Origin of the sequence: Mesorhizobium sp. M0848 (assembly GCF_040319805.1) — a bacterium.
Taxonomy (GTDB): domain Bacteria; phylum Pseudomonadota; class Alphaproteobacteria; order Rhizobiales; family Rhizobiaceae; genus Mesorhizobium.
Map to the genome: position 1 here is coordinate 127,052 of NZ_JAMYOM010000010.1, position 14,073 is coordinate 141,124.

Here is a 14,073-nt window from a genome sequence, read left to right on the forward strand (position 1 = left end):
CGCCTTCAAATCGCATGTCTTCTGGTCCTTGATGGAGGAAGTCATGCAGAAATCGATCGAGCGCATCGCCGGCGAAAGCGAAGGGGTTTCCTACGAATTCCCGCTGTTCCGCTTCACTGGTTCCGACAAGGCTGCTCCTTCGGCCTATCTGCAGGCGGCGCTCCATGCCGGTGAGTTGCCGGGCGTCGTCGCCATCGACGCGCTGATGCCGATGCTTGCCAGGGCGGAGGCCGAAGGCCGCATCAAGGGCAACCTCACCGTCGTGCCCTGGGCCAACCCTGTCGGCCGGGCGCAATATCATTTCGGCGAGCATCAGGGCCGCTTCCATCTGGGCACGCGCACCAATTTCAACCGCGGCTTTCCACTGCTCGCCGCGCCCGACACAGCGCTCTTGCCCGACACCACCCTTGGCAGCGTCGACCAGCGGCTGAAGACGCGGCTGGTGCAGCTGTCGTTCGGCCATGACATCGTGCTCGACCTGCACTGCGATGACGAGGGCCTCGCCTATCTCTACGTCCACACCAGCCTGTGGCCTGATATGGCCGATTGCGCCGCGGCCATGGGCGTCGACGCAGTCGTGCTGTGGAGCGAGGACACCGACGGCACCTTCGAGGGCGCCTCGATCATGCCCTACCAGAATGTCCCAGCTCATGTAGCCAAGCTCGACCGCCGCGTCGCCACCACGGTCGAATATCGCGGCATCCTCGATGTCGACGGCGCCCTGGCCGCCTCTGATGCCGACGGGCTCTACCGGTTGCTTGTGGCGCGCGGCGTGATCGCCGATAGCGCCCTGCCCGCACCTGGCCCCTTCACCGGCGTCGTGGCGCCATTGGAGAACATCGACATGATGCCGGCGTCTCGGGCGGGTGCCGTGCTCTACGACGTGAAACCCGGCGACCGCGTCGCCAAGGGCGCGCGCCTCGCCACCATCGTCCATGCGCCCGGCGAAGCCGATGGCCGCACCGAAATCTTCGCACCGCAGGACGGCATCATCCTGACCCGCCGCTCTCGCCGCATCATCCGCGCCGGCGAGGATCTCTTGAAGCTGGTCGGCGACAGGAAGAGCACCGACGCCCGGTCGGGGACGCTGGAAGATTGAGAAAGCTTTGCCTCGTAGTTTGCCGAAGCACTCCATAGCTTCGTCATTCTAGGGCGAAGCAAGGAGCGAAGCGACGCGGCGCAGACCCTAGAATCCATGCCGCGACTTCAAAGCGTCGCTACGTTCAGAATTCTGTTCCGCTGCGCCCTTCAACTGAGGTCGCGGCATGGATCCTCGGGTCTCCGCGACGTCGCTTCGCTCCTGCTCCGCCCGTGGATGACGAAGTTGCGAGGCTTCGGCCAATCCCAAACCCGTTGCATGCAGCATCACCGCCTAGCCCGAAATGGCCTGCCTAGCCTTCGCCTCCAGCCATTCGGCCATCTGCCGGTAAGGCACCGGGCCGTGGCTGATGCGGGCGACACCCAGTTCCGCCAGTCGCTGACGCGGCGGCACATGCGCCAGCGCGATGATATTGACCGGCAACGCGATTGCCTTGCAAAGCGTCTCGATCAGGTCCTCATCGCCAAGACCCGGCGCAAAGAAGCCGTGTGCGCCGGCTTTTTCGAAGGCCTGCGCGCGCTCGATGGCCTGGTCGAGCAGGACGTCGTCATGCGCATCCGGTTTTGCCTTGAGGAAGATGTCGGTTCGGGCGTTGATGAACGCCGGTATGCCGGAGGCCTTAACGGCCGCCGCCGCGGCTTCGATGCGTTTTACCTGAACAGCGATGTCGTGCAGGCCGCTGCCACCGACAACCTGGTCTTCGAAATTGAACCCAACAGCGCCAGCCCGCAGTGCCAACGTTACCGTGCGAGCAACAATTTCCGGGTCGACGCCGTAACCACCCTCGAGGTCCATGGTCACCGGCAGGTCGACGGCAGTGACGATGCGCTTGATGTTGTCGAGCGCCAGCTCCAGCGGGATTTTCTCGCCATCGGCATAGCCGAAGGCGGCCGCCACCGGCCAGCTTCCGGTGGCGATCGCCTTGGCGCCCGCTTTCTCGACGATCTTGGCCGAACCCGGATCCCAGACGTTGTAGAGAACGATCGGGTTTCCCTTGACGTGGAGGGAATGGAACGTCCGCGCACGCTCGATCTGCTCGGTCATGATTGTTTTCTCGTCTTCCTGCTGTTGATGAACATTCTAAGCGCCATAGCCGGTTCTGGCGATGTACCATGAGGCGCAGAAGCGACAGCCACCGCAGGCTTTTCAAATCAGTTGCGCATCCGGTTTTTCGCGGCTATGGATTTCGCCATGAACATGCGTTCGATCAAGACCATTTGGTGGTGGGCCTGCTGACAGCGGCCTGTTCGAACACGTGCGCGTGAAAAGAGAGGGTGGCCGCAACGGAAAGTCCGGGCGGCCATTTGTTTTTTCCAAGCCATTCCCGGGTCCGTTGCCCAAGAAGCTGATGGAGACGGCAATGACGATGAAGGTTCTGGAAAACGGCGCGGAAAGTTTCGTGACCGCGGGTGGCATAACCATCACGCGCGCGCGCCACGACCGGCCCTATGCAGGTGCGATTGACGCCTATGTCGACGGCCTGAATTCGCGCCGCGGTGCGGTGTTTTCCTCCAATTATGAATATCCCGGCCGCTACACGCGCTGGGACACCGCCATCATCGATCCGCCGCTGGTCGTCTCGGCGCGCGGCCGTGCCATGCGCATCGAGGCGCTGAACCGCCGTGGCGAGGCGCTGCTGCCGGTCATCGGCAAGGCGCTCGCCAGCCAGGCGGATGTCACCATCGCCGAGACGTCGAAGACACTCATCCGCCTCGATGTCGCCAAGCCCGGCCGTGTCTTCACCGAGGAGGAGCGCAGCCGCGTCCCTTCAGTCTTCACCGTACTGCGCGCCATCACCGCTCTGTTCAAGACCGAGGAAGACGCCAATCTTGGTCTCTACGGCGCCTTCGGATACGACCTCGCCTTCCAGTTCGATCCGGTCGAACACACTCTCGAGCGCAAAGAGAGCCAGCGCGACCTGGTGCTTTTCCTGCCCGACGAGATCCTGGTCGTCGACCATTATTCGGCCAAGGCCTGGACCGACCGCTACGACTATGCCGGCGACGGGTTTTCGACGGAGGGGCTGGCGCGCGACGAAATCGCCGAGCCGTTCAAGAGCCCCGACCGCATCCCGCCGCGCGGCGACCACGAACCCGGCGAATACGCCGATCTGGTGCGCAAGGCGATGGATTCGTTCAAGCGCGGCGACCTGTTCGAGGTCGTGCCCGGCCAGATGTTCTACGAGCGCTGCGAAACGCAGCCATCCGAGATTTCGCGCAAGCTGAAGGCAATCAACCCCTCGCCCTATTCCTTCTTCATTAATCTGGGCGAAGGCGAATACCTGATCGGCGCCTCGCCCGAAATGTTCGTTCGCGTCAACGGCCGCCGCGTCGAGACCTGCCCGATCTCGGGCACCATCAAGCGCGGCGACGATGCCATTTCGGACTCCGAGCAGATCCTGAAACTGCTCAACTCGAAGAAGGACGAATCCGAGCTGACCATGTGCTCGGACGTCGACCGCAACGACAAGTCGCGGGTCTGCGAGCCGGGTTCGGTGCGCGTCATCGGCCGCCGTCAGATCGAAATGTATTCGCGTCTGATCCACACGGTCGACCACATCGAAGGCCGGCTGCGCGAAGGCATGGATGCCTTCGATGCCTTCCTGTCGCACGCCTGGGCGGTCACCGTGACCGGCGCGCCGAAATTGTGGGCCATGCGCTTCATCGAGCAGAACGAGAAAAGCCCGCGCGCCTGGTATGGCGGCGCGATCGGCATGGTCAATTTCAACGGCGACATGAACACCGGTCTCACCCTTCGCACCATCCGCATCAAGGACGGCATTGCCGAAGTGCGCGCCGGCGCCACATTGCTGTTCGACAGCATTCCCGAGGAAGAAGAAGCCGAAACCGAACTGAAGGCATCCGCCATGCTCTCCGCCATTCGCGACGCCAAGACAGGCAATTCCGCCAGCACCGAGCGAACCACCGCGCGCGTCGGCGACGGCGTCAACATCCTGCTGGTCGACCACGAGGATAGTTTCGTCCACACGCTGGCCAATTATTTCCGCCAGACCGGCGCCAACGTCTCGACCGTTCGCTCGCCGGTGCCTGAGGAAGTCTTCGACCGGCTGAAACCCGATCTCGTCGTGCTGTCGCCCGGCCCCGGCACGCCGAAGGACTTCGATTGCGCCGCAACCATCAAGAAGGCGCGCGCCCGTGAACTGCCGATCTTCGGCGTCTGCCTTGGCCTGCAGGCATTGGCGGAGGCCTATGGCGGCGAACTGCGGCAGCTACACATACCGATGCACGGCAAGCCGTCGCGCATCCGGGTCTCCAAGCCCGGCATCATCTTCTCGGGCCTGCCCAAGGAAGTGACCGTCGGCCGCTACCACTCGATCTTTGCCGATCCGGTGCGGCTGCCCGACGATTTCATCGTCACGGCCGAGACCGAGGACGGCATCATCATGGCCTTCGAACACCGCAAGGAGCCGATCGCCGCGGTACAGTTCCACCCGGAATCGATCATGACGCTCGGCCACAATGCCGGCATGCGCATCATCGAGAACATCGTCGCCCACCTGCCGCGCAAGGCCAAGGAAAAGGCCGCCTGACAATCATGGCCGAAACCGAGAACACGATGGCGATCGCGGCCAAGGCGGCCGCGAAGCGCAAGGTCGCCAATCTTGCCTTCTGGTCGATCATCATTGCCGCAATCGTGCTCGGCCTGAAACTCGTCGCCTGGTACGTCACCGGCTCCGTCGCGCTCTATTCGGACGCGCTGGAATCGATCGTCAACGTCATTGCCTCGGTTGCAGCCTTCTGGGCGATCCAGGTCAGCCACAAGCCGGCCGACCAGGACCACCCTTTCGGCCATCACAAGGCCGAGTATTTCTCGGCGGTGCTGGAAGGCGTGCTGATCGTGCTCGCCGCCCTTTTGATCCTCAACGAGGTCTGGCGCCACTGGCAGACCCCGGCACCGCTCGAACAGCCCTGGGAAGGTCTTGCCGTCAACGGCGTCGCTACAGTCATCAACGCCTTCTGGGCCTGGACGTTGATCCGCGCCGGCAGGGCGGAGAAGTCACCGGTGCTGGTTGCCGACGGCAACCACATCATGACCGACGTGGTCACCTCGATCGGCGTCTTCGGCGGCCTGGTCGGAGCGATCCTGACCGGCTGGCAGATTCTCGACCCGGCACTTGCCGTCCTCGTGGCGCTGAACATCCTGTGGCAGGGCTGGCACGTCATCGGTTCGTCGATGAACGGCCTGATGGACCGCGCCGTCGACACCCAGGAACACATGCGCATCCGCGACGTCATCTCGGCCAATTGCAAGGGCGCGCTGGAGGTGCACGACCTCAAGACGCGCATCGCCGGCCGCGCCACCTTCATCGAGTTTCATCTGGTCGTCGATGCCGACATGTCGGTCGGCGCCAGCCATGTCATCTGCGACCGCATAGAGGACGCGCTGAAGGCCGAAATCCCCTCGGTGCGCGTCACCATCCATGTCGAGCCCGACGACGAGGCCAAGCTCCCCAAGGGCACGACGGCCGTGCCGTTTGCGTGAGGCGGTCTCCCGTCACGACCTTGGAAAATTAGCCAAAGCCCCTCGACTTCGTCATCCACGGGCGGAGCAGGAGCGAAGCTCCGTCGCGGAGACCCGAGGATCCATGCCGCGACCTTGGCCTCAGAGTGCAGCGGAACAGAATTCTGCACCGCAGCAGCGCTCGGATGTCACGGCATGGATCCTATGGTCTGCGCCGCGTCGCTTCGCTCCTTGCTCCGCCATAGGATGACGAAAACGCTGGGTGCTTACGGAGCGCATGCCGATTGCGGCATCGGCTGCAGCCGATAGACCTTGTCGTCGGATTTCGTCTTGCCGTCGGTGGCCTTCGAACACAGGTCGACGATCGCGAGTGCACTGTTGGGATTGGCCAGCATCATCGTGCCATCGGCACCACGCTTGAGGAAAATCTCCTTCTGCGCGATGTCGCAGGAGAAATCGCTCATCTTCGAACTGGCCGCGCAGCGCCACTGGTCGGCTTCGGCCTGGCAGGAATAGGTCTGCGTGACTTTGGCCGATTTCTGCCGTGTGGTGACGGTAACGGCAATGTCGGCGCCATCAGGCCAGTTGGCTGCGTCGCCCCCTGAAGCAAACGACGCCAGTTCGACCGGGCCGCGGAAAACCCGGATCGACTTGGTGAGCTGATCGGGGTGCGAGCCGAGATGCGCTGCATCGTAGTCGCGCCCATAGCAGAATGCCTGGTCCGGCTTCAGCCGCTCGCGCAGTGGAGCCCCGAGCGCAGGGGCGATCGGATCGATGCGCGCGAACTCGGCCTTGCAGGTCGCCGCCGGCATCGGGTCGAGGCGGAAATTGTCGTCCTCCGAGCCGAGCGCCTGCCTGTCATACTCCGCTGCGCCAAGCTCCTCTTCCGATCCGGCATCGAGATAGATGTCGGGCTGCAGATCCGAGAGAAGCAGCCGGCCCTTGTCGTCGACCTTCAGCGATGCAAGCGTCCGGTCGCACTCCATACCGCAATGGATGGGGCCTGTCTTGCCGTCCTCCGACACATGATTGCACCAGCCGCCGGCCCATTCCGGCGCCTTGGCGCCGCGCACGGAGGTGGCGATGAAGGCATTGTAAGAAGTGTCGGAATTCACGGTCGGCTCTTCATTCGGCCGGCTGACCGGATCATGGCCGTAGTAGAAGAAGATCCGCGCCACCTTCTGCTTCGGGTGCGCCTTGAGATGCGCCGCATCATAGACGCGGCCGAAACAGGCGTCAGTGCCGTTGGGACTGAGTTCAGTGAGCTTGAGTGCATCATCGGCGAAGGCCGAGCCGGCAAGCGTGGCAATCAGCGCCGCGCCAGCAATTGTCTTCCATTCCCCTGCCCTGAACGCCACGTGATCTCTCCTCCGCATCGACAGGACGCAACGTCAATTTATGCTAGTATTGCGGCCGCAGCCACGCAATTCGCGGCGGGCCGCCAAGCGAAGGAGGATGCCATGCGTCGGCGCGACATGTTCCGCGCGGTTCTTGCCGGAACCGGAACGCTTCTCGGTTTGCGGGCAGCACAGGCAGCCGCCACCGAGCCCACAAGGCAAAAAGTCGCCTACCACTTGAGCGACACCGACAAGGTCAATTTCGTGCTCGGCAACATCAAGAACCACTATGAGGGCACCGGCGGCAATGTCGACATCGTGCTGGTCGTGCATGGTCCGGCCTTGGCCAGCTTCAAGTCGAAGGGAATATCGGCCGCGATTTCCGGGCGCTTCGCCGGCCTGGTGCGGCAGGGGCTGGAATCCCATGCTTGCGCCAACACCATGCAAGGCATGGATATTTCGCTCCCCGACCTGCTCGCCGGGTTTCATGCCGCCGACAAGGGCGGCGTCGTCAAACTCGCCGAACTGCAAGGCCAAGGTTACGCCTATCTGCACCCGTAGAGCGGTTTGCTTGGCGCAAATTCCCCAAGGGAAAGCGCTACTCCTTTTCCCGGGAAACCGTTTCACACGTTTCCTTGAATTGCTCAAAGGCTTGAACACCGGGGTGGCAAGGGCCTACGAAGGACAGGCAGACGTCCCGGAGGAAGAACCGTGCCAGCCACCACACTCAGCATACCCGATCTTGCCGGCAAGGCAGTGCTGGTCACCGGTGCGTCGACCGGCATCGGAGCGGCGCTCGCGCTGGCCTATGCAGCGCAGAAATGCAAGGTGGCGCTGCACTACAATTCGAGTCAAGACGCCGCCGAGAAGCTCGGCCTGACGATTGCCGACAAGGGCGGCGAGGTGTTTCTCGTTCAGGGCGATTTCTCCGTTGCCGCCGATGTCGAGCGCGTCGTCGAGGATAGCGCGCAATATTTCGGCCGCCTCGACGGGCTGGTCAACAATGCCGGCGGCATGCTTGGCCGCATTCCCTATGCCGAGCAGACCGAGGCGCATTACGACGCTGTGATGGACCTCAACGCCCGTTCGGTACTGACTGCTTCGCGCAAGGCGATCCCGTGGCTGAAGAAACAGGGCGGCTTCATCGTCAACACCTCCTCGATCGCCGCCCGCAATGGCGCCGGCGGCGGCGCCGGGCTTTACGGCTCGGCCAAGGCCTTCGTCTCCAATGTGACGCGCGGCATGGCCAAGGAACTGATCGGCTTCGGCATCCGCGTCAACGCGGTGGCGCCCGGCACCATTCTCACCCCGTTCCACGAGCGCTATTCGACCGACGAGCAGATCAAAGGCATGGTCGCCACCATTCCGCAGGGACGCGCCGGCACGGCGCAGGATTGCGTCGGCGCCTATCTGTTCCTCTCTTCCGATCTTCTCAGCGGCTACATCACCGGCCAGGTCATCGAGGTGAATGGCGGCCAGTTGATGCCTTGAGCGGCTATCGGCATACTGGCGGTCTGCACGCTCTTGTCGAAACCTCAAAGGGAGACAACGGAATGTATGGACTGATCGGCAAGATGCGGGCGGCGCGCGGCCAGCGTGACGCGGTCATCGACCTCCTGCGCGCCAGCACCGGCGCCCTGCCGGGTTGCCTGAACTACATCATCGCCCGCGACCCCGCGGATGCCGATGCGATCTGGGTCACCGAAGTGTGGACCGACGCCGAAAGCCACAAGGCCTCGCTGCAGCTTCCCGAAGTCCAGGCGGCGATCGCCAAGGCGCGGCCGTTCATCGCCGGCTTCGAATTCCAGGTCGAAACCCACCCTGTCGGCGGCTTCGGCCTGGCCGACGGCAAGACGGGGTGAGTTCGATGCCAACTTTGAGGAGCAACCTTTGACGCAGACAGTAAACATTCGCGATGCGAAAGCCCATCTGTCGCGCCTTGTGAGACGTGCAGCCCAAGGCGAGTCGTTTGTTATTGCCAAAGCCGGCAAGCCGTTGGCCAGAATCGTGCCGATCGAACAACCGGCTCTGCAGGCGCGACGGGTCGGTTTTATGGCCGGCCAGTTTTCCGTCCCCGACGATTTCGACCGCATGGGTCGCAATGAGATCGAGCAACGGTTCGACGCCGGCTTATGAAACCTGTTACTCGACACCTGGACGGGTGAAACAATAGTTTTCTATGAACCGCGGTTCGCATTTTTCGCCCTGCGGGTCTAAGAGCGAAACATGGATTCCTCGGCCGAGCAGCCCTCCCCGGACCTGCCCACACTCGAGCGCATGGCGCGGATGCGCAAGCTCTGGCAGTGGCTTGCCCTGCTGGTTGTTTCTCTCCTGTTTGCCGGCGCGCTGGAACTCGCCACCCTGCCGGCGGCGTTGCTGATCGGGCCGATGCTGGCGGCCATCGTCGCCGGCACCAATGGCGCCACGGTGCGTGTGCCGCGCCTTCTGTTCGGCGCCGCCCAGGCGATCGTCGGCTGCCTCGTCGCCAGCTCGATCTCGGCCGACATCTTTCCAGTCTTCTACCGGGAATGGCCGCTGTTTCTCGGTGTCGTGGTGGCCACCGTCACGGCCTCCAGCCTGCTCGGTTGGCTGATCAGCCGCTGGCGCATCCTGCCCGGCACCACCGCCGTCTGGGGTTCGTCGCCGGGCGCGGCCACCGCCATGGTGCTGATGGCCGGTGCGTTCGGCGCCGACCAGCGTCTCGTCGCCTTCATGCAATATCTGCGCGTCATCTTCGTCTCGATGACGGCAGCACTCGTTGCCAAGATGTGGGTCGACACATCGGGCGTCGAAATCCCCGCCATCACCTGGTTCCCGCCGATCGACGCCCAAGCCTTCGCCGCCACCATCGGCATCGCGTTTATCGGCGGCTTGGCGGGAAAGCTGTGCCGGCTGCCTTCTCCCTACTTCCTCGGCACCTTCATCTTCGGCGGCGTCATCCATCTCGGCCTGGGCGTTGAGATGCAATTGCCGCCCTGGCTGCTGGCATTCAGTTACGCTATGGTCGGCTGGTCGATCGGGTTGAATTTCACCAGGGCGATCCTGCGCCATGCAACGCGCGCGCTGCCGCAGATCATCGCCTCGATCGTGGCGCTGATCGCCTTTTGCGGCGGCCTTGCCTTCATGATCAGCCATCTCCTGGGCATCGATCCGCTGACCGCCTATCTGGCGACCAGCCCTGGCGGCATGGACAGCATCGCCATCATCGCCGCCGCAGCGCAGAACGTCGACATCTCCTTCGTCATGGCGCTGCAGTCGGCGCGCTTCCTGATCGTGCTGCTGGTCGGCCCGAGCGTCGCGCGACTGGTGGCCAGAAGCGTCAGGCAATAGGCAAAACCGACGCCGGAGACGGTCATAAGCCGCGGATTATTCCTCGCCGCCCTCGCCCACGCTGTGCGCGTCCCGGCGCCAGTAGGCGGTGACCAGGTGCCGGTCGCGCGACAGGTTCCACTGCTTGCGCACGATCTTGCGGATCTCCCGGAAATCGCCGAATTCGCATCCGGCCCAGACATAAAGACCGTCGGCAAGCGCCATGTGGCTGCGCTCCCGCAAGGCGGCTGGCAACAGGCCGGCGGTGCCGGCCTCTCGGCCGTGCCGGTAGAGCCAGGTGATATCGATATTGTCCCCTTGCGCCAGCGCGATCACGTCATCCGGGCCATCGACCTCGATCAGTGCCTCGGCGCGGGTTGACGCCGGCAAATGCTCCAAAATCCGGCCGATGGCTGGCAGTGCGGTGTCGTCGCCGAGCAGAAGCAAGATCTGCGCCACCGGGGCGTCGCCGCCGCCGGGTCCGATCATGCCGATGACATCTCCCGCCTGTGCATTTTGCGCGAAGGTGGCGGCGGGCGTCTCCTGGCCGGGGTGCAGCACGAAATCGACATCGAGCCAGCCGCTTGCGGCATCCAGCGCCCGGATCGTGTAGACCCGCACGGCAAGAGCATCGTCGCCCGAAGGCCAGACAATCAGGCCGTCGGCGCCCATCGTCGGCCAGACCGGCTGGCGGCCAGCCGGCGGCAGCAGCAGCCGCATGTGCAGGCCGCCATGGCTAAACCGGCCGAGATCTTTGCCGGCGAAGCGCAGACGCTGCATATGCGCCGAAATCCGCGTCGACGACATCACCGTGATCTCGCGGAAGAAGACCGGCGTGCCGGCGTCAACGCCGTCGCCTTGCCAATGAATGCCCCCGGTCGTGCCGAGATGTTCGGCGACATGGCCGGCGACCGTCATCTTCATGTAGGACAGGCAGGTTTCGTCTGTCGCCGCGACCCGGATCAGCACGCTTTCATCATCAAGCGTAGCGCTCAACGAGCCGTAGTAGAGGCGGAGCTCCCACTGGTCGGCAACGCCAGTGTCAATCTCGAATTCGCTGTGCTCTGCGCGCAGCCGGTCCATCACCAACCTGATCGCCGCGTCGCTGATCCGGGTTTGCGCGCTAAGTTGGTCCATCGCTCAGTCCTTCGCAACAATTCGGCAAGCGCCGCAGCGCCACCGCCGTCAGCGACATGCCACAGCCGCTGCGGCGTTTCCACATAAACTTGATTATAAATTTCATATTTAGCGATGAACGCCTACCGCGCAGCAAGCCGCTCGGGAAGGAAGTCGACGAAGACGCGCACCTTCGGCGACAAATGGCGATTGGAGGGCCACAGCATCCGGAACTGGCCACGGCCGTCGACATGACCGTCGAGGACGGTACGCAGCCTGTCTTCGTGCAGCGCCTCGCGCACCAGGAAATCCGGCATGCAGGCTATGCCGAGGCCGGCGAGCGTGGCGCCCTTCAAGGCTTCCATGTTGTTGCAGGTCAGCATCGAGCGGATCTGCGGTTCGGCGCTTCCGGTCATGAACGGCCACTCCAGCAACCTGCCGCTGTTCAGGAAGCGGAAGTTTATGCCGAAATGCGTGGTGAGATCCGCCGGCACACTGGGGGCGCCATGACGATCCAGATAGGAGGGCGCCGCGCACAGCAGCATGCGAAAGGGGGCAACGGGTCTCGAAACAAGGCGCGAATCCGGCAGTTCGCCGCTACGGATCGCGACATCGATGCCCTCGTCGATGACGTCGACGATCCGGTCGTTGAAATCGATGTCGAGCTCTATCTCCGGATAGCGGGCCATGAACTCCGACAGCACCGGCAGCAGCAAATGATAGGTGACGATCGGAGTGGATATGCGCAGCCGCCCATGCGGCGTTTCCCGTGTCCGCGACAGCATCGCTTCGGCATCGTCGATGTCGTCGAGGATGCGGCGCACGCGCTCGTTGAACAGTCTGCCCTCTTCCGTCAGGCCAATCCGCCGCGTGCTGCGCTGCAGCAGCCGCACGCCGAGTTCCTGCTCGAGACGGGCGACACTTTTGCCGACGGCGGAAGCCGAGATGCCAAGTCCCCGCCCGGCAGCGACGAAACTGCCGAGCTCGGCGGTGCGGGCGAAGGCCAGGAGGCCGTTGAGACGATCCATCGCGTCATTCCATTCGAGCGTTTCAGTCCGATATACCAGGAGATATAACACTATTTTTCCTGAAATGCCGGCGACCTATCTTGTCATCACGACCGGCTCCGCAACCGCGCGGCTACCGGCAGATACTGCTTCAGATAGGGAAATCCATGACTTCTAGGACCACAACCGGCTCTGCCGAGAGATGGCTCGTGCTCTTGTCCGTGTGCCTTGCCGCGATGACGATGCCCTTGACCTTCACCGGTCCGGCCGTCGCTCTGTCGCGCATCGCGGCCGATCTCGGCGGCAGTCCGATCGAGCTCAACTGGGTGACCAACGCCTTCATGCTGACCTTTGGCGCCACCCTGATGGCGTCGGGCGCTCTGGCCGACAACCATGGCCGCAAGCGCCTCTTCCTCGTCGGCCTCTCCCTCTATATCCTGGCATCGCTGGGCGCGATGCTGGCGCCGGACATCATCTGGTTCGACATTTTCCGGGCCGCGCAGGGGATCGGCAGTGCGGCCGCCTTTGCTGGCGGCGCCTCGGCACTTGCCCAGGAATTCGAAGGGCCATTGCGGCTGCGCGCCTTCAGCTTTCTCGGCACCAGTTTCGGCATCGGCCTCGCCTTCGGCCCGATCGCGTCGGGCCTGCTTATCTCTGCATTCGGCTGGCGGTCGATCTTTATTCTGGTTGCAGCACTCGCGATTGCCGCCGCCATGCTCGGCCTGCGCACCATCAGGGAATCGCGAGATCCGGATGCGACTGGCCTCGACTGGGCGGGAGCCGGCACCTTCACGATCGCGCTGGCGTCGCTGACCTATGGCGTGCTCCATGCCCCGCAGCGCGGCTGGGCCGATCCCCTTGTCGTCACCCTTCTGGCCGCTTCTGTCATCTGTTTTGTCGCCTTCGTCTTTGTCGAGCGGCGCGCACAACGGCCGATGCTTGACCTCACGCTGTTTGCCTATCCCCGCTTCGTCGGCGTCCAGTTTCTGGCTGCGGCACCCGCTTACGCCTTCGTCGTCCTGCTCGTCCTGTTGCCGATCCGCTTCATCGGCATCGAGGGCATGAGCGAGATCAAGGCCGGGCAATTGATGATCTGCCTATCAGGCCCGCTGCTGATCCTGCCGATGCTCGCCGGACAGCTGGCGCGCTGGATCGCGCCGGCCACGATCTGCGGCGTCGGCCTGCTTGTCGCTGCCGCCGGGCTTGTCTGGCTGAGCCTGACACCACCGGTCGATAGTGCGCTGGTGGCGCCGCTGATGCTGATCGGCGTCGGCATCGCCCTGCCCTGGGGATTGATGGACGGGCTTGCCGTCAGTGTCGTGCCGAGAGAGCGCGCCGGCATGGCGGTCGGCATCTTCAACACCACCCGCGTCGCCTGCGAGGGTGTGGCGCTCGCGATCGTCATGGCGACCCTTTCCGGCTTTACCGCCGCGCAGGTCGCCGCCGAGGAAACGGCATCTTCGACGGAGGCGGCGGCGGCAGCCCAGCTGCTGGTGACCGGCAATCTCGGCGAATCAGCACAACATCTGCCCCAAGCCGGAGCCGCTGTTCTGGTCCAGGCCTACGAGACGGCGTTCGACAGGCTGCTGATCGTGCTGGCGGCAATCACCGTCATGACCGCCGTCGTCGTCTTCCTTGGCCTGCGTCGCGGATCGGCTTCAGGTGAAAGTGTCGACGTCCAGGCAGTGCCGCAGGAAGGGTAGCAGTCAGCGGACGGCCCCCG

General features: G+C 63.7%; 13 protein-coding genes. 9 read left to right on the forward strand and 4 right to left on the reverse strand.

The window, feature by feature from the left end:
• Window positions 1-43: 43 nt before the first annotated feature.
• Window positions 44-1,099 carry a M14 family metallopeptidase gene (locus tag NKH95_RS13860; RefSeq protein WP_352759547.1) on the forward strand — a complete coding sequence of 352 codons (1,056 nt, stop codon included), beginning with the start codon at window positions 44-46 and terminating at the stop codon, window positions 1,097-1,099.
• Window positions 1,100-1,372: 273 nt separating this feature from the next.
• On the opposite strand, the gene NKH95_RS13865 is transcribed toward NKH95_RS13860, so the two are convergent.
• The gene (locus NKH95_RS13865) at window positions 1,373-2,143 is read right to left on the reverse strand and encodes an isocitrate lyase/PEP mutase family protein (protein WP_352891777.1); all 771 of its coding nucleotides are present in this window, start codon (window positions 2,141-2,143) and stop codon (window positions 1,373-1,375) included.
• 316 nt (window positions 2,144-2,459) lie between these two features.
• On the opposite strand from NKH95_RS13865, the gene NKH95_RS13870 reads away from it, so the two are divergent.
• Both NKH95_RS13870 and NKH95_RS13875 read left to right on the forward strand, forming a co-directional pair.
• Window positions 2,460-4,649, forward strand: a complete 2,190-nt coding sequence (locus NKH95_RS13870) for an anthranilate synthase (protein ID WP_352891779.1) — start codon at window positions 2,460-2,462, stop codon at window positions 4,647-4,649.
• A 5-nt stretch (window positions 4,650-4,654) separates the two neighbouring features.
• The gene (locus tag NKH95_RS13875) at window positions 4,655-5,602 is read left to right on the forward strand and encodes a cation diffusion facilitator family transporter (protein ID WP_352891781.1); all 948 of its coding nucleotides are present in this window, start codon (window positions 4,655-4,657) and stop codon (window positions 5,600-5,602) included.
• Window positions 5,603-5,847: 245 nt separating this feature from the next.
• On the opposite strand, the gene NKH95_RS13880 is transcribed toward NKH95_RS13875, so the two are convergent.
• On the reverse strand, window positions 5,848-6,939 hold the full coding sequence (locus tag NKH95_RS13880) for a hypothetical protein (RefSeq protein ID WP_352759539.1): 1,092 nt from the start codon (window positions 6,937-6,939) through the stop codon (window positions 5,848-5,850).
• A 102-nt stretch (window positions 6,940-7,041) separates the two neighbouring features.
• On the opposite strand from NKH95_RS13880, the gene NKH95_RS13885 reads away from it, so the two are divergent.
• The 5 genes from NKH95_RS13885 to NKH95_RS13905 all read left to right on the forward strand — a co-directional run bounded on the left by NKH95_RS13885 (window position 7,042) and on the right by NKH95_RS13905 (window position 10,248).
• Complete coding sequence (locus NKH95_RS13885; protein WP_023809884.1) at window positions 7,042-7,479, forward strand: DsrE family protein; 438 nt, start codon at window positions 7,042-7,044, stop codon at window positions 7,477-7,479.
• A 150-nt stretch (window positions 7,480-7,629) separates the two neighbouring features.
• On the forward strand, window positions 7,630-8,409 hold the full coding sequence (locus NKH95_RS13890; RefSeq protein WP_023809885.1) for an SDR family NAD(P)-dependent oxidoreductase: 780 nt from the start codon (window positions 7,630-7,632) through the stop codon (window positions 8,407-8,409).
• A gap of 62 nt (window positions 8,410-8,471) precedes the next feature.
• Window positions 8,472-8,780 carry a putative quinol monooxygenase gene (locus NKH95_RS13895; RefSeq protein ID WP_127290228.1) on the forward strand — a complete coding sequence of 103 codons (309 nt, stop codon included), beginning with the start codon at window positions 8,472-8,474 and terminating at the stop codon, window positions 8,778-8,780.
• A gap of 28 nt (window positions 8,781-8,808) precedes the next feature.
• Window positions 8,809-9,054 carry a type II toxin-antitoxin system Phd/YefM family antitoxin gene (locus NKH95_RS13900; protein ID WP_023809887.1) on the forward strand — a complete coding sequence of 82 codons (246 nt, stop codon included), beginning with the start codon at window positions 8,809-8,811 and terminating at the stop codon, window positions 9,052-9,054.
• 90 nt (window positions 9,055-9,144) lie between these two features.
• Entirely contained in the window at window positions 9,145-10,248 is a 1,104-nt protein-coding gene (locus tag NKH95_RS13905; protein ID WP_352553369.1) for an AbrB family transcriptional regulator, read from the forward strand.
• Window positions 10,249-10,284: 36 nt separating this feature from the next.
• Here the strand turns inward: NKH95_RS13905 and NKH95_RS13910 are convergent, their stop codons facing one another.
• Complete coding sequence (locus tag NKH95_RS13910) at window positions 10,285-11,364, reverse strand: SIP domain-containing protein (RefSeq protein WP_352796164.1); 1,080 nt, start codon at window positions 11,362-11,364, stop codon at window positions 10,285-10,287.
• Window positions 11,365-11,486: 122 nt separating this feature from the next.
• The gene (locus tag NKH95_RS13915) at window positions 11,487-12,371 is read right to left on the reverse strand and encodes a LysR family transcriptional regulator (RefSeq protein WP_352796167.1); all 885 of its coding nucleotides are present in this window, start codon (window positions 12,369-12,371) and stop codon (window positions 11,487-11,489) included.
• A gap of 146 nt (window positions 12,372-12,517) precedes the next feature.
• Between NKH95_RS13915 and NKH95_RS13920 the strand changes: the two genes are divergently transcribed.
• Entirely contained in the window at window positions 12,518-14,053 is a 1,536-nt protein-coding gene (locus NKH95_RS13920; RefSeq protein ID WP_352891786.1) for an MFS transporter, read from the forward strand.
• The last annotated feature ends 20 nt before the right edge of the window (window positions 14,054-14,073 follow it).

What these genes read in the sequence shown, in the direction of transcription:
- NKH95_RS13860 (WP_352759547.1), top strand. Translation starts at nt 44, where the DNA reads ATGCAGAAATCGATCGAGCGCATCGCCGGCGAAAGCGAAGGGGTTTCC.
- NKH95_RS13865 (WP_352891777.1), bottom strand. Translation starts at nt 2,143, where the DNA reads ATGACCGAGCAGATCGAGCGTGCGCGGACGTTCCATTCCCTCCACGTC.
- NKH95_RS13870 (WP_352891779.1), top strand. Translation starts at nt 2,460, where the DNA reads ATGACGATGAAGGTTCTGGAAAACGGCGCGGAAAGTTTCGTGACCGCG.
- NKH95_RS13875 (WP_352891781.1), top strand. Translation starts at nt 4,655, where the DNA reads ATGGCCGAAACCGAGAACACGATGGCGATCGCGGCCAAGGCGGCCGCG.
- NKH95_RS13885 (WP_023809884.1), top strand. Translation starts at nt 7,042, where the DNA reads ATGCGTCGGCGCGACATGTTCCGCGCGGTTCTTGCCGGAACCGGAACG.
- NKH95_RS13895 (WP_127290228.1), top strand. Translation starts at nt 8,472, where the DNA reads ATGTATGGACTGATCGGCAAGATGCGGGCGGCGCGCGGCCAGCGTGAC.
- NKH95_RS13905 (WP_352553369.1), top strand. Translation starts at nt 9,145, where the DNA reads ATGGATTCCTCGGCCGAGCAGCCCTCCCCGGACCTGCCCACACTCGAG.
- NKH95_RS13910 (WP_352796164.1), bottom strand. Translation starts at nt 11,364, where the DNA reads ATGGACCAACTTAGCGCGCAAACCCGGATCAGCGACGCGGCGATCAGG.
- NKH95_RS13915 (WP_352796167.1), bottom strand. Translation starts at nt 12,371, where the DNA reads ATGGATCGTCTCAACGGCCTCCTGGCCTTCGCCCGCACCGCCGAGCTC.
- NKH95_RS13920 (WP_352891786.1), top strand. Translation starts at nt 12,518, where the DNA reads ATGACTTCTAGGACCACAACCGGCTCTGCCGAGAGATGGCTCGTGCTC.